The sequence below is a fragment of the Pseudomonas putida genome, assembly GCF_004357765.1.
In the GTDB taxonomy this organism is placed as follows: domain Bacteria; phylum Pseudomonadota; class Gammaproteobacteria; order Pseudomonadales; family Pseudomonadaceae; genus Aquipseudomonas; species Aquipseudomonas putida_U.
Map to the genome: position 1 here is coordinate 77,522 of NZ_SMTE01000008.1, position 14,324 is coordinate 91,845.

Consider the following 14,324-nt stretch of genomic DNA (forward strand, 5'->3'; position numbering starts at 1 on the left):
GGTGCTAGTCCAATAGCACCGCCGGCGCCTCCCACCTTCCTAGGCTGGGCGTTTTCCTCATGGAGAACAGCCCCATGCCTGCGGCACCCTCATCCCATTTCGCTTTCATGCAGCCTCGCCTACCCGCCTGGCTGGCTGCGGCCACTCCCACCCAGCGAGAGACGCTCGAGCGCCTTGTGCGCGGCAGCCATCGGGCCATGCGCCATGTGCAGGCCCTTCTGCGCCCCATCCAGACGCCCTCGATGTTTTGCCGAACGCGCTTGGAGGATGCGCTGGCGCACGCCTTCCCCGAGCGTGAATTGCCGGATGTCGAGCAAGGCTGGCTATTGCCTGTGGCAGGCATGCACGGCATGTCCTGGCTGGAGGCCGGCATGCAGAACTTCGAGGCGCAAGCGCAGGTAAGGCTCTATCTGGCGAAAGACGCGTCAGGCCCGACGACCCTGGACCCCGAGCGTTTCATCAAGGCCCTGCGCAACCTGGACCTGGGCGAGGCGTATCAGTACCACCTGAACGAGCATCTTGGCCGTCAGGCATTCCTCGAGGCCTTGCAGGCTCAGGACCGCGCCGCGTTCGCTGCCGAACTGTACCTGGCGCGCCTCAAGGGCGCGCTCGATGACCACGGTGCCGCGCTCGGCGATGCCGTACTTGCAGGCCTGTCGCACGCCTCCCGGCAGCCACTGGAATGCAGTTACCTGAGCCTGTTCGACATGCCCATGAGCGGGCCGCTGCTGATTCGCAAGCAGCCCCGACAAAGCACTGAAGCCTGCCTGCTCTACCTGCCCGGGCATCCGACCCAGCCGCTGCGTCAGTATGACTCGCTCAAAGCAGTGGGCCAGGCCATCACTGAAATGTTATGGCAAGACCACGAACGACAATTCTTTCTGCGTTACGTGAAACGCTCCCTGCAGCCGGCTTTCGCATTGAAACTGCGCGAGACGCTGTATCCCTCCTATCCCTATACCTACGTGACGTCAGACATCCCTGTACTGGAGAAAGGCCAACACATCAGTGTGTTCAAGCGCCTGTTCCCCGGCCCCAGGGCCATCTGGCAAGCCACCCTGGACAAAAACGTTCGCCTGCCCTGGGCGCATACGCCCTGGTCCCGCGAGTGCTTCGGCGAGCGGGCCAGGACCCAGCGCGAACGCCAACTGGAGGATGCCGCCGATATCGTGGTGCCGGTCGCGCAGCGCGATGCCGCGGCTCTGCAGGCCAGCCTTCAAGGATGGCTGCAGTGGGGGTTCAATGTACTGAACGTGGCGAGTTTCTTCGTGCCAGGGCTGGCGGAAGTCATGCTGGTAGTGGGTGGCGCACAGTTGGTCGACGAGTTTCTCGAAGGGGTGCATGCGGCCAACGAGAATGAAGCCGATGCCGCCATCACCCACCTGTTCGCGGTATTCGCTGGTCTGGCCCAGATCGCCATTCTGGGCGGCGCCGTACATGCCTACGAAACCGCGGGGCCCCTGCATGGATGGCAGCGCGTGGGCACAGGCGCCAGTGAGCGACTCTGGCACGGCGACCTCACTCCATTCAGCCAGCCACGGCCATGGCCCCAGGACCTGCCGTTACCCCCCTCCGGCATGCGTCACTGGCAGGGCCAGCCCTGGCTGGAACTCGATGGCCAGGCCCTGCCCCTGCAGGCGTCCGGCAGAGGCCGTTGGCGCCTGGCCCCGCAACCGGGGCACCGCTACCAGCCCAGTGTGTTCGGCAACGGCGCCGGTAGCTGGGTGCTGGAGCACGAACGACCATTGAGCTGGAGCGCGAGTACGCTCAGGCGCAGGCTTGGCCCGGTGAGCGCCGGCATGGACGACGCCACGTTGGCCGATGCGTTGGCCTGCAGTGGCTACGATGACGCGGCCCTGCGCGAGCTGTTGACCGACCACAAGCCGTTGCCAGCGCTGATGCTGGACAGCCTCGAAGCCTTCGGCGCCGATCGCGTCGTGCCTGCAGAAACCGAAGGCACGGCTGTGCTTGCCCGCGACTTCCCAGGCCTCAGCCCGAGGGCGCGCAACGAAATCCTGGCCCATGCCACGCCAGCCCAGCGCGCCCAACTGCAACGCACCGGACGCCTGCCATTGCCGATGGCCGAAAGCGCCCGACTGTACTTGCGCCACGCTCGCATCAATCGTGCCCTGGCCAGCCTGCGCCAGGTGGGCGGTGCAGACGCCGACCGCGACACGCTGGTATTCGCCAATCTACAGCGCTTGCCGGGCTGGACCGGTAACGTGCGCCTGGAGCTGCGCGAGGGCGGTCGACTGATTCAGGCCACAGGCCGCCCAGGTGCAACGCTGAAACAGGTGAGCCGAAGCCTCGACGGCTATGAACCCAGCGATGCCTACGGGCAGGTACTGGCCAATCGGAGCAATCTGTTCCACGCCCTGTTGCGCGCCTTGCCAGACAGCGAGCGCAATGCCCTTGGCTTGCCTATCGGTGACACCGACGGCCTGCGCGAGGCCATCTACCAACTGGCGGTCAACGATCGCGAAGGCTGCGCTCGTCAATTGGGCATGGCCCCTGTGCGCCCCTTGGTTCGTCTGCCCAATCGACTGCCGGGCAGCCCAGGTCTAGGCTATCGCCTCAGTGGCCGCGGGCGCGGCTGGCAGTCCGAGGACGCCTTGTTCGACGAGTTGTTCCCCAGCGCCCCTGAACGTGACCGGCGCTTGCTACGCCAGCACCTGCGCCACGTGGCTGGCCGTCGACCCGGCGCCTTCATGCGCCTGCTCGAGAGCATGCGCAGCGACTACCGGCACTTGGACGAAGACCTGCAGGCCTGGGTCGAGCAAGGCATCGGCGAGCAACGCACCCAGCGCGACCTCCTGGCCCAGCAAATACGCCAGGCTTGGCGTCGACAAAGCACCGAAGGCGACATCGGTGACATAGACTTCGTCACCCTCCGGCTCGACCTTTCCGAATTGCAGAGCCTTCCGACCCTGCGAAGCCAGCTACCGCAGGTACGCCAGTTACATATCAGCGGGCTTTCAGCACGCCCCCCGACCTTGCTCGACGGCTTTCTTCGTAGTTTCCCAGGTGTGCGCCACCTGGATCTGGAAAGCAACGGCCTGAGTGCTCTGCCGGCTGTACTGAGCGAACTGCGGGAGGTCGAAACCCTCGATCTGTCCTACAACGAGCTCGACCTCAGCCAGGCAACTGTGTGTCAGACCCTGACCAGCATGCCGGCACTGCGACAACTCAATCTCAGTCACAGTATCACCACGCTGCCCGTGGCTGCGTTCGAGCAGCTTGCCACTTTGCAGTCGCTGCGATTCCTGCAACTCGACAGCAACGCCCTAGCCCTGGGAGCGGAACATTTCCGCGCCTTGGAGCGCTTGCCAGCTCTGACCCACCTGGAGCTGGGTCGCAACGCCATCACCCTGACCGAAGACAGCCGCACCGCACTGGCCAGCCTCAACCGCTTGCAACTGCTCTCGTTGCGGCATAACCCCCTGGAACTGGCGCCCGACCTTACCGGGTGGACGCAGCTCGAACAGTTGGACCTTGAGCACACAGGCCTGCAGGCGTGGCCAAACGGCCTGGTCGAGTTGATGAACCAGACCCCGCTCAGGCTGCGCGCCATAGACCTGAGCATGAACGAACTGACTGATGCCCCGGACCTGCGCGATACCGCGTTCGCCTGGCTGATTCGCGAAGACGATCAGGAGCTCACCTATGCCTTCGACGACAACCCATTTACCGACATCGCGCTACGCAGTCTCGAGGAGGCCGGCTTACCAGTGGGGGGAGATATGGCCGATACCGACTGGTCCAGCGGTTGGCCGTCGACATTACGCGCCCACCTGAGCGAGTTGTGGTTCGACCCGCAGTGGCAACCTTTGCACGAGCTCTATCAGCGCCTGCCAGACACCGAGGCCTATGTGCGTAGCCCCGGCGCCACCAACGAGCGCATGCGCCATGTCATGCAAACCTTGGTCGACGGCTCCCAGGACGATGCCAGTTGGGGCTTCAGCGAACTGCAGCAGCGGATCAACGACCTGTTGAACGACGCCGCTCAAGCCTGTGTCGATCAGGCCAGCCTGTTGTTCCAGCAGGTCGAGACCGAAGTCTCGTTATGGCAGTCGGTCGCCCACGCCGCGCCTGGCGCCGGCAATGAGCAGGTGGCCGTGGAGAGCGCCAGCGGGTTGCTGCGTCAGCAGTTGCTCGATGAACGCATCGGCGCGCTGTTCAATGCCCGCCGGGCCCGTCGCACCGCCCTCGGCGAAGGCCTGGACGCGCCGGCATTGGTCAGCTACGACACGCTGAGCGACGAGCAACTGGTCGATACGAACCTGCCCCTCGACGAGCTGGAGATTGCGCTCTATGCACGCATCCGTCTGCAGGACCGCTTACGCCTGCCGGCGCAGCCCGAGGGCATGCGTTTCGAGTATCTGGCGCGGGTCAGCGATGGCACGCTGCAGGCCATCGCCGAGGAGGTATGGAGCGCCGCCTCGGCATCACGCCTGCGCGAGTGGGCCGGCGAACAGGCCTTCTGGCAGCGCTGGTTGCAACGCTTGCGTCCGGAGGCATTCGATGCGCTGCAAGTGGAGTGGGAGGCGGCTTCGGAATACTTCGACACCCTCAACGAAGTCGTTACCGCCCCAGGCCCCTATACCGGACCGAGCGTACCCCAGGGCTATATCGACAGCCTGGAAACCCAGATCGGCCAGATCACCTGGCGCCAGGATGGCGTACTGCAACGGGTCGATCTCAGTCACGACAGCGGCCTCTATGCCCAGGCCTCGGCCTTGCTGCTCAGCAGCCGCCAGCAAGCCCAGACCGCCTTGATCGATGAACTGACCACTGCCCTGAGCGAGGCCAACCCCCAGGCCTTCAGTCCGACCGACGACTGAAACGCGCATCGCCATGGTCCTGGCAAGCTGCTTGCAAAGCGGTGAGTCGGGGCCTGGCCCCAGGCGCAATTTCATTCATTGCAGCTCGCGCCGCGTGCACCGGCTTAGAGCCGTTGCACCGTCAGTGCACCACAACTGGTCAGACCGGTAAGGCCAAAAACCCTTGCAAGTCGGTTTTTTTCGCGGTTTTATGACTGTGCGCTGAACAAACCGGTAAGACCACAATAATTAAGTCCTGCGCTCTTTCGCCCGTGCGGCACCGAAGCAAGGACACCGACCAGAGACCACTCCCATGCTCAAATGGTGCTCGCGTTCGATCTTCCTGCAAGTCGTGCTGGGCCTTGCCCTCGGCATTGCCTGCGGCCTCAGCTTCCCCGACCTCTCCCTGCAGCTCAAACCCCTGGGCGATGGCTTCATCAAACTGATCAAGATGCTCATCGGGCTGATCGTGTTCTGTGTGGTGGTCAGCGGTATCTCCGGTGCCGGCGACTTGAAGAAGGTCGGGCGTATCGGCCTGAAATCGGTGATCTACTTCGAAGTGCTCACCACCCTGGCTCTGGTGATCGGCCTGGTATTCGCCTTCACCAGTGGCATCGGCAGCGGCGCCAACATCCATCTGGACCAACTGTCCAGCGCCGACGCCAGCAGCCTGGCCGAACGTGGCCAGCACATCCATGGCGCCTCCGCCTTCTTCATGGACCTGATTCCGAATTCGGTAGTCGGTGCCTTTGCCGACAACAACATCCTCCAGGTGCTGCTGTTCTCGGTGCTGTTCGGCAGCGCCCTGAACCTGGTCGGCGACTCGGCCGCCGGCATCTCGCGGTTGATCAACGAACTCAGCCACGTGGTGTTCCGCATCATGGGCATGATCGTGCGCCTGGCGCCGATCGGTGTGTTCGGCGCCATCGCTTTCACCACCAGCAAGTACGGCCTGGAATCGCTGCAGCACCTTGGCGGCCTGGTGGCGCTGTTCTACCTGACCTGCGCCGGCTTCGTGCTGATCATCCTCGGCACGGTGATGCGCCTGTCCGGCCTCAAGCTGCTGCCCTTCATCAAGTACCTGCGCGAGGAGCTGACCATCGTCCTCGGTACCGCCTCGTCCGATGCCGTGCTGCCGCAGATCATGCGTAAACTCGAGCACCTGGGCATCGGCAGCTCCACGGTCGGCCTGGTGATCCCCACCGGCTACTCGTTCAACCTCGACGGGTTCTCGATTTACCTGACCCTGGCCATCGTGTTCATCGCCAACGCCACCGGTACGCCGCTTGAGATGACCGACCTGCTGACCATCCTTCTGGTGTCGCTGGTGACTTCCAAAGGGGCCCACGGCATCCCAGGCTCGGCCCTGGTGATTCTCGCCGCGACCCTGACCGCCGTCCCCGCCATACCGGTGGTGGGCCTGGTCCTGGTACTGGCGGTGGACTGGTTCATGGGCATCGGCCGGGCGCTGACCAATCTGATCGGCAACTGCGTCGCCACCGTGGCCATCGCCCGCTGGGAGAAGGACATCGATCTGGAGCGTGCGCACAACGTGCTCGATGGCAAGCCGGGCTTCGCCCACACGCCACGTAAGCAGGGCAATGCCCAACAACAGGAATTCTGACCGAAGCCGGCCGGCGCCAGCGCCGGCCACCCAGGAGCACACCGTGATCAGCTCATCGACCGTCGTCAATTCAGTGGTGGAAAAACTGCGCAAGGCCCTCGCCCGTGGGCAATGGCGCAGCGGTGACATGCTGCCCGGCCAGCGCGAGCTGGCCGAACAATTGGGCATCAGCCGCCCCAGCCTGCGCGAAGCGGTGATCGTGCTGGAAACCCTCGGCCTGGTGCGTTCGCTACCGGGCAAGGGGGTGCTGGTGCTCGATGCCGAGCCGGCCGGGTCCGACGCGCCCAGCCACGAGGCCAGCGCCGCCGCCAGCCTGGCCGACGTACTGGAGCTGCGCTACACCCTCGAACCCTTCATCGTCGGCCTGGTGGCGCAGTCGGCCAACAGCCAGGACATCGGTCAGTTGCGCCTGATCCTGATGGACATGCGCGAAGCCCTAGAAGCCGAGGACAGCGAGGCCGGCGTCACGGCCTACATCGCCTTCCACGAGGGGTTGTTCGCTTTGACCAGCAACCCGATCTTCCAAAGCGTGGTGCAGCAGACCGGCAACGCGCTCAAGCAGAGCGCCGAGATGCTGCGCAACTCACCGGAGCATCTGACCGCACGCCTGCGCGAGAACGAAGCGGTAGTGCGCGCCATCCGTGAGCGCAACAGCGCCCAGGCCAGTGCCCAGATGCGCAAGCATATTCTTGCCGAAGGCTTGCGCATGGGCATCGAATTGAACGTTCCCGACGAACAGCCAGGCCTCTAGGACAGGACCGCGACCATGACCGCCCACGCCGCCCCTCACCTGCCCGCCCTGCTGGCCGCAGGCGAAACCCGCCTGTCGGCCGAGCAGATCTACCCGCGCCTGTTCGATGCCATCCTCGAACAACGCCTGCCGCCCGGTAGCCTGTTGCCCGAACAGGCCCTGGGCAACGCCTTCGGTGTCAGCCGCACGGTCATCCGCCGCGTGCTCGGGCGCCTGTCGGACCAGCAGGTGGTGGTGCAACGTCCCAGCCACACGGCGCACCTGGCCGTGCCCGACGTCCAGCAGGCTCGCCAGGTGCTCAGTGCCAGGCGCCTGACCGAGACCACCTTGATCGGCCTGGCTGCGCAACGCGCACGGCCCGCGCAGATCCGCCAGCTGCGTCAACTGGTGGAACGCGAACGCCAGCACCATCAACGCGGTGAGCGCTGCGCGGCCATACGCCTGGGCGGCGAATTTCACCTCAAGCTCGCCCAGGTCGCGGCCAATGCGCCGCTGGCACGGTTTCTCAATGGTCTGGTGCCCATGACCTCACTGATCATCGCCCGCTACGAATCGCCCTGTTGCGACCACTGCGCGTGGCAAGAGCATGCGGCGATCATCGATGCCGTGGAAGCCGGCGACGAACACGCAGCCCTCGACCTGATGAACCAACACCTCGACCGTCTGGAGGCCAAGCTCGTGCTTGGCTAGCCTCCACCCTATACTCCGATGACCACCCGCCTCTACTTTCAGGAGGCCGTCGAGTGAGTACGCGATTGCCGATCCTGTTCTGCCTCCTGCTGGCCGTGGGCGGCTGCGCCAGCAAGCGCCCACCCCCTCCGCCACCACCCGCAGTGCTGACCCCGGCCATGTGGCAGCGCATCGACCAGGAACTGATCGAAGCCTCGGTTGGCGCTGCAGGCTCGGCCAACGACTATGCGCGGCGCTCGATGCGGGTCTGGAAAGAACAGGTCCAGCAACGCACCGAAAGCGACTTCATCCCCTGGTTCACCGGCTACTGGACCCAGCAATGGCTGACATTGAAAGTGGCCTGGTACAAGCTCGACAGCGGCAAAGGCCGTGAACCGGCGGAGAAACGCCTGGCGCTCTACCTGCAGGAGCAATACCACGAACGGGTGATCGAACCAGTGGCCGAGCAGATCAACCCAGAGGGCATCCGCGAGCGCGCCAGCGAGTTGTACGTGCAGTTGTTCGGCCAACAACTGCCGGCCATCATCCAGCGCTACAACGCGCCAGCCGACCAGGTCAGCCAACGCCTCGCACGGATACCGGCCATTGCCCTGGGCCCACCGGCTGCGCGTGACGCCAGCCTCTACCAGTTACTGCGGGCCAACCCACTGGTTCAGCTCCCAGCCTGGTCGGCGTTGCGTGAGCACTTGCATCAACAGGCGGCCAAGGGCCCAGGGCAAACTGACGTCGGCCTGTCCTCGGTGGCCACCCGCGCCAGCGAGAAGCTCGGCTCCACCCTGGCTCCGCGCGGTATCGCCAGCGCCGTGGCAAGTGCGGTGGGCAAAGTGGCCGGAGCGATGATTTCGATCGCCACCGCCGGCTACGGCATGCTCAGCCACGACCGCGAACATCCGCAGATGGTCGAGCAGTTACGGGTGATCCTCAACGTCGCACTGAACCAGGAGTGGCGCGAACTCATGGAAAACCGCCAGAGCGGTGCCATGGCCGGGGTGTACTACCTGTCAGGGCAGGTAGAGGACAGCCTGCTGGCCAGCCGTCCCCGGCCTGCGCAGGAACAACCGTTGCTGATTCGCCTGCCACCCTAGGCGCCGTTTGAGCGACTTGCCTCGGTTATAACCTAATAACGAACAAGTCTATTTGGCTATAAAAAAACCTATATGCTGCTTGCATCCGATAACGGGCAAAGCTGGGCAGTCGAGTAGCGTATGGATGTAGGTTCTTTCGGTTTCACCATTGCCGGTCTGGTGGTGGGTTTCATCGTCGGCATGACCGGTGTGGGCGGCGGCTCGCTGATGACACCGATCCTGCTCTGGTTTGGTATCAACCCCGCGACTGCCGTGGGCACCGACCTGCTCTACGCCGCCATCACCAAGGCCAGTGGGGTCTGGGTGCATGGACGCAACAAGAACATCGACTGGAAGATCACCGGCTACCTTAGCCTGGGCAGCGTGCCTGCCGCAGCGCTCACCCTGTGGTTTCTCAGCACCTTGCACACCGATACCTCGGCGCTCAACGCGATCATCAAGCAAGGCCTGGCAGCGGTGTTGATCCTCACTGCCCTGGCGATCCTGTTCAAATCACGCCTGCAGGCCTTCGCCAACCGCCATGCCGGCGACCATTATCACCTCAGCGACCGCACCCTCAATGCGCTAACGGTACTCACCGGCGTGGTGCTTGGCATCATGGTCACGTTGACCTCCATCGGTGCCGGTGCCCTGGGGACCGTAGCCCTGTTCCTGCTATACCCGTTCCTGCAAACCCGACGCCTGGTCGGCACCGAGATCGCCCACGCCGTACCATTGACCCTGGTCGCAGGCCTGGGCCATGCCGGCATGGGCAATCTGGATTGGTCCCTGCTGGGTTACCTGCTGCTCGGCTCTCTGCCCGGCATCTACCTGGGCAGCCACCTGACCGGACGCATTTCCGACCGTGTACTACGGCCTTGCCTGGCCGGAATGCTGCTGCTGATCGGCTATAAACTGGCGTTCTGAACGCCGTCTCTCATGCCAGGCGCAGACGCCACTGCCCGGTATGGCTCAGGCACACCCGAGACAGTGGCAGCACGTCGATACGCGCCTGCGTGGCCAGCGGCGCGCCCAGCACCTCGATCAACACAGCGCGGATGACCCACGGATGGGTCACCGCCAGCCAGTCTCCCCGCTCTTCGAATGCACCTAGCCAGGTCGTCACCCGCTGACGCAGTTCGGCGAACGACTCACCGCCGTGGGGGTTGCTGCAAGGGTCGCCCAGCCACTGCGCCAGCGCCTCGGGCTGCTCGGCCTGCAATTGCTTGAGTGCCAGCCCCTGCCAGCTTCCCAAGTCGCAATCGGCCAGCGCCGACTCCAGCCGAACGGGCGAGCCCAGCAACGCAGCAGTCTCCTGGGCCCGTCGCTCTGGCGCACTGAGCACCTTGACCGAGGCATCGTGAGACCACGGCAGTGCTGCCAGCGGCAGGATCGTATCGTGCCGGCTCGAAAGGTAGCCGGTACGCTGGGCATCGGTCAGGGCGTGGCAGATCAGGGTAAGGTGCAGTGGTTTCATCGCTGGGGCTTTTCGCACAGGGGCAGCCGACTCGTTTACCACGGGCTGGCAATTTTGTCGCGGCCAGCGCGGAACACTGCGGTAGGATGCCACTCCAAACTAGGCAGATTGCCAGCAGAGCCCGATCGATGTCGACCCGCACTACTCCCGCCCCCTCCCCCTTGCTGCTTGCCCTGCGTACGGGCACCCATGACTGCCATAAGGCCCTGGAGCGGCGCCTGCCGTTTTTCCGCGAAGGCTTCGACACGCACGCTTACCGTCGTCTGTTGGCGGCCTACTACGGCTTCCATGCGCCACTGGAGTTACGCCTTGGCCACTACCTGGCTGGCGAACGGCTCAAGTCGCCGGCGCTGGTTCGCGATCTCTTGGCCTTGGGCCTCAGCGAGGCAGACATCGATGGCTTGCCGTTGTGCCAAACCCTTCCGAGCATCGATGACGCGGCCCGCGCGCTGGGCGTGATGTACGTGATGGAAGGCTCGACCCTGGGCGGCCAGGTCTTGAAGCGGGCCATGACCGAACGCCTGGGGCTCGGTCCCGACGACGGCACAGGCTTTCTCGATGTGTACGGGACGATGACCGGCAGCTACTGGCGAGCCTTTCTCGAGCAGCTCGGGCAAGCCCCGAGCGCACCGGCAGAACAGGCCGCCACGGTGCAGGCGGCCATCGACACGTTCTGCTGCTTCGAGCGGTGGCTGGAGCGCTGTGGGGTCCTGCTCCGATGATCAGAAGGAAATATTCAACGCGGCGAACACCGCCCGCCCAGGCTGGTTATAGGTGTTGGCACCCGAACTGCTGGCGTTGCCGCCGCGCAGGATCTGCTTGTCGAACACGTTGTTCACCCCGACCCGCACGTCATAGTTGGCGTTGAACTTGTACCCTGCGCTCAGATCCACCAGGCCATAGGCCTCGACGTCCTGCTGCGCGGCCTCGTCATAGTCTTCCTGGGTGCGATAGTTGTAGGTCGGCGACTTCTGCTTACCGTAATAGGTGCCAGCGACCTGGAACGACAGCTTGTCGGTGGCGCGCCAGTCCAGGGTGGTATTGACCGTGTACTCAGGGATCACCGACAGCGGCTCGCCGGTCTCGCGGTTGTCGTTGTCGAGCATCCAGGTCAGGTTGGTATTCCAGTCCAGGGTCGGGGTCAGCTCCATGAAGAAGTTGCCCTCGATGCCCTCGACCCGTGCCTTACCGGCGTTTTCCCACTGGGTCACGCGGCGGCCGCTGTTGATCGCATAAAGCACGTCGGTGCCGCCGATGATCTTGTTCTGATAATCGTTGCGGAAGTAGGTGGCGCTGGTACGCCAGGTGCCGCGGTCGTACAGCAGGCCGATTTCCTTGTTCACGCTGATCTCCGGCTTGAGGTCGGCGTTGCCTTGCAGGTAGCAACCGCCGGAGTTGGTCTGCTGCACGCTGCAGCCGTTACCCCGGCTGTACAACAGGTAATTGGGGTTGGACTGGTACAGGTTCGGCACCTTGTAGGCCCGGGCGATGCCGCCCTTGAAAGTCAGGGCCTCGGTGATCTTGTGGGAGAGATTCAAGCTCGGGCTGAAGTTATCGCCGAAGGTCTCGTGATGGTCGAAACGCAGGCCGGGGGTGATGGTGGTGTCACCGACGATGATGTTGTCCTCGGCGAACAACGCGTAGCTTCTGGCGGTCATCTTCGAATCGCTACGGTCGAAGCCGCTGATGACGTCATCGCCACCCCCGCTGGGATCGAAGCTCTGCGGACGGAACGAGCCCTGGTCGTTGAGCGACTCATAAAGGTACTCGCCGCCCAGGGTCAGCACGTGCTCGCTGCTGCCCATGGCGAACGGCAGGTTGACCTCGCTGGAGAGACGGGTGTTGCGCAGACGCGACATGGCCGCACCGCTGTCGTTGATCGCACCCTCCGGACCACCGGCCAAGCCTTCGTTGAGGCGCCAGTTGCGCACGTACTCGTAGGCCAGGGTGGACTTGCTGGAACCCCAGGTGAAGTCGCCCAGATGGGTCAGGTCGTAGGTACTGCGCTGCATCACGTTGGTCTCCTTGCCGTACAGGCTGGAGATCAGGTCGATGTTGCTGCCACCGTTGCTGTTCATGGTGTCGCCGGCGTAGATATTGCCTTGGCGGCTATAGCCGGCGCTGGCTTCGAGGCGATGCTCGTCGTTGAGCCTCCAGCTCAGCAGGCCGTTGATATCCTTGTTGCGCACGCCCTCGCGCCCGGCAGACAGGGCACTGTTGGCGTGACTGGCGTTGATGTCCAGGTCATCGGCATCGGTCTTGGCCAGGCCACCGTACAGACGGAAACCGAGGTTGTCGGTGAGCCCACCGCCGAGGTTGAAGTTGGCCCGGCGGCTGGCACCCTCGGCACTGTCTTGCGGCATCTGGGTGTAGAAGGTGACGTTGCCTTTGAGCTCATCGGTTGGGCGTTTGGTGATGATGTTGACCACCCCGCCCATGGCGCCGGAGCCATAGCGCGCCGCTGCCGGCCCCCGCAGGATCTCGATGCGCTCGACCGCCTCGGCTGGCACCCAGTTGGTCTCGCCACGGGTGTCGCGGTCGCCGTTCCAGCCGTAGCGCACCGCATTGCGGGCGCTGGAGGGTTTGCCGTCGATGAGGATCAGGGTGTTCTCCGGCCCCATGCCGCGCAGGTCGATCTGGCGGTTGTTGCCACGCGCACCGCTGGCGCTGTTGCCGGTGAGGTTGACCCCCGGTTCGCGGCGGATGAGGTCGGACAGATCGTTGGCAGGCGGATGACGCTTGATGTCCTCGGCGGTGATGATCGACGAACCCAGGGCCTGACGTGCTTCGCGCTCGGCGGTGACCAGGGTGTCCTGGATCACCAGCGCATTATCGGCCACTGGCAGTTCCAGTACCTCGCCAGAAACAGCTGGCTGGCGCTCGGCTGCCAGCACGGCAGGCGAGGTCAGCGCGAACAGGGCCAGGGCCAGGCGATTGGGTGAGGTTCTGGGTTGCATCGGTACATCTCCTAGAAAGGTGAGCAAAGGCAAGATCCGTCTGCGCAGCCGGAAAGCCCTCGCCCTCCGACCTCTCAAGCACAGCTTGGGGAGTCACTAGGGATGGTGAATATAGTCATTCTCAAATGGGTTTAAATCTTATTTACGAAGTTTACATATCCGACCTGGAAATTGACCGTTTCTTACATGGCAGGTGAAGCCTTCCCCTCTTTGGTAACCCCGAGCCACACATTTACGCTTCTTCATCCGGAAGCGGTCGAGCAAAATACCTACGTCAAAGACGTAGGCATGCAGTATGCTGACGATTATCGAAGCGCCAATTTTCTCCAGGCAATGGCCAGATTACTGGACCACAGAGGAACATGGAGCCTTCATGGCCTATCTTGCGAATGATCCTGAGACCGGCGTGGTCATTCCGGGCTCTGGCGGGTGCCGCAAGCTGCGCTGGAGCCTCGACGGCCAAGGCAAACGGGGAGCGGTTCGAGTGATCTACACTGCCCAGTTGGCAAACGGTGCCCTGGTTGCATTGCTCATCTATTGCAAGACCGCCACAGAGAACATACCCGCGCATGTGCTGCGCAAAATTGCCAAGGAGCTCAACTATGCCCCTGACTGAAAAGCAACTGATGACGCGCGATGCCACGCGTAATATTGGCGAAGAACTGCTCGAATCGATCCGCGACATCAAAGCCGGTCACTATGGAGCGGTGCACCAGGTAGAAGTCACCAAGGCCGCCGAAGCCCGTAGTAGAACCGGCCTATCCCAAGTCAAATTCGCCGAATTGCTAGGCGTTTCGGTCCGTACCCTGCAGGAATGGGAGCAGGGCCGTCGCATGCCGTCCGGCGCCGCGCGATCGCTGCTGCATATTGCCGTCTCACGCCCAGATGTCTTTCGCGAGGTACTTCAGGACCGCTGAGGGCTGCACCAGGGGTTCAATCAC

11 protein-coding genes are annotated in these 14,324 nt (G+C 63.7%); 9 read left to right on the forward strand and 2 right to left on the reverse strand.

What is annotated here, in order from left to right; genetic code table 11:
• The first annotated feature begins 74 nt into the window (after positions 1-74).
• The 6 genes from E2H86_RS13465 to E2H86_RS13490 all read left to right on the forward strand — a co-directional run bounded on the left by E2H86_RS13465 (position 75) and on the right by E2H86_RS13490 (position 9,876).
• Positions 75-4,841: a dermonecrotic toxin domain-containing protein gene (locus E2H86_RS13465; protein WP_243744053.1), complete on the forward strand. Its 4,767-nt coding sequence runs from the start codon at positions 75-77 to the stop codon at positions 4,839-4,841.
• Positions 4,842-5,133: 292 nt separating this feature from the next.
• Positions 5,134-6,444, forward strand: a complete 1,311-nt coding sequence (locus E2H86_RS13470) for a C4-dicarboxylate transporter DctA (RefSeq protein WP_133328536.1) — start codon at positions 5,134-5,136, stop codon at positions 6,442-6,444.
• Between the two features lie 43 nt (positions 6,445-6,487).
• Positions 6,488-7,195, forward strand: coding sequence for a FadR/GntR family transcriptional regulator (locus E2H86_RS13475; protein WP_133328538.1), 708 nt, complete (start codon positions 6,488-6,490; stop codon positions 7,193-7,195).
• Between the two features lie 15 nt (positions 7,196-7,210).
• Positions 7,211-7,885 carry a GntR family transcriptional regulator gene (locus E2H86_RS13480; protein WP_133328540.1) on the forward strand — a complete coding sequence of 225 codons (675 nt, stop codon included), beginning with the start codon at positions 7,211-7,213 and terminating at the stop codon, positions 7,883-7,885.
• Between the two features lie 53 nt (positions 7,886-7,938).
• Positions 7,939-8,970, forward strand: a complete 1,032-nt coding sequence (locus E2H86_RS13485) for a hypothetical protein (protein WP_133328542.1) — start codon at positions 7,939-7,941, stop codon at positions 8,968-8,970.
• 120 nt (positions 8,971-9,090) lie between these two features.
• Positions 9,091-9,876 carry a sulfite exporter TauE/SafE family protein gene (locus E2H86_RS13490; RefSeq protein WP_133328544.1) on the forward strand — a complete coding sequence of 262 codons (786 nt, stop codon included), beginning with the start codon at positions 9,091-9,093 and terminating at the stop codon, positions 9,874-9,876.
• A gap of 10 nt (positions 9,877-9,886) precedes the next feature.
• On the opposite strand, the gene E2H86_RS13495 is transcribed toward E2H86_RS13490, so the two are convergent.
• A complete protein-coding gene (locus E2H86_RS13495) occupies positions 9,887-10,426 on the reverse strand; it encodes a histidine phosphatase family protein (protein WP_133328546.1) in 540 nt (179 codons plus the stop codon).
• Between the two features lie 128 nt (positions 10,427-10,554).
• Here E2H86_RS13495 and E2H86_RS13500 point away from each other — a divergent pair, with 128 nt between their 5' ends.
• Positions 10,555-11,148: a biliverdin-producing heme oxygenase gene (locus E2H86_RS13500; protein ID WP_133328548.1), complete on the forward strand. Its 594-nt coding sequence runs from the start codon at positions 10,555-10,557 to the stop codon at positions 11,146-11,148.
• Here the strand turns inward: E2H86_RS13500 and E2H86_RS13505 are convergent, their stop codons facing one another.
• Positions 11,149-13,383 carry a TonB-dependent siderophore receptor gene (locus E2H86_RS13505; RefSeq protein ID WP_133328550.1) on the reverse strand — a complete coding sequence of 745 codons (2,235 nt, stop codon included), beginning with the start codon at positions 13,381-13,383 and terminating at the stop codon, positions 11,149-11,151.
• Between the two features lie 373 nt (positions 13,384-13,756).
• On the opposite strand from E2H86_RS13505, the gene E2H86_RS13510 reads away from it, so the two are divergent.
• Positions 13,757-13,999: a hypothetical protein gene (locus tag E2H86_RS13510; RefSeq protein ID WP_243744054.1), complete on the forward strand. Its 243-nt coding sequence runs from the start codon at positions 13,757-13,759 to the stop codon at positions 13,997-13,999.
• Positions 13,986-14,300 carry a helix-turn-helix domain-containing protein gene (locus tag E2H86_RS13515; protein ID WP_133328552.1) on the forward strand — a complete coding sequence of 105 codons (315 nt, stop codon included), beginning with the start codon at positions 13,986-13,988 and terminating at the stop codon, positions 14,298-14,300. Before E2H86_RS13510 ends, E2H86_RS13515 begins: the two co-directional genes overlap by 14 nt.
• Positions 14,301-14,324 lie beyond the last annotated feature (24 nt).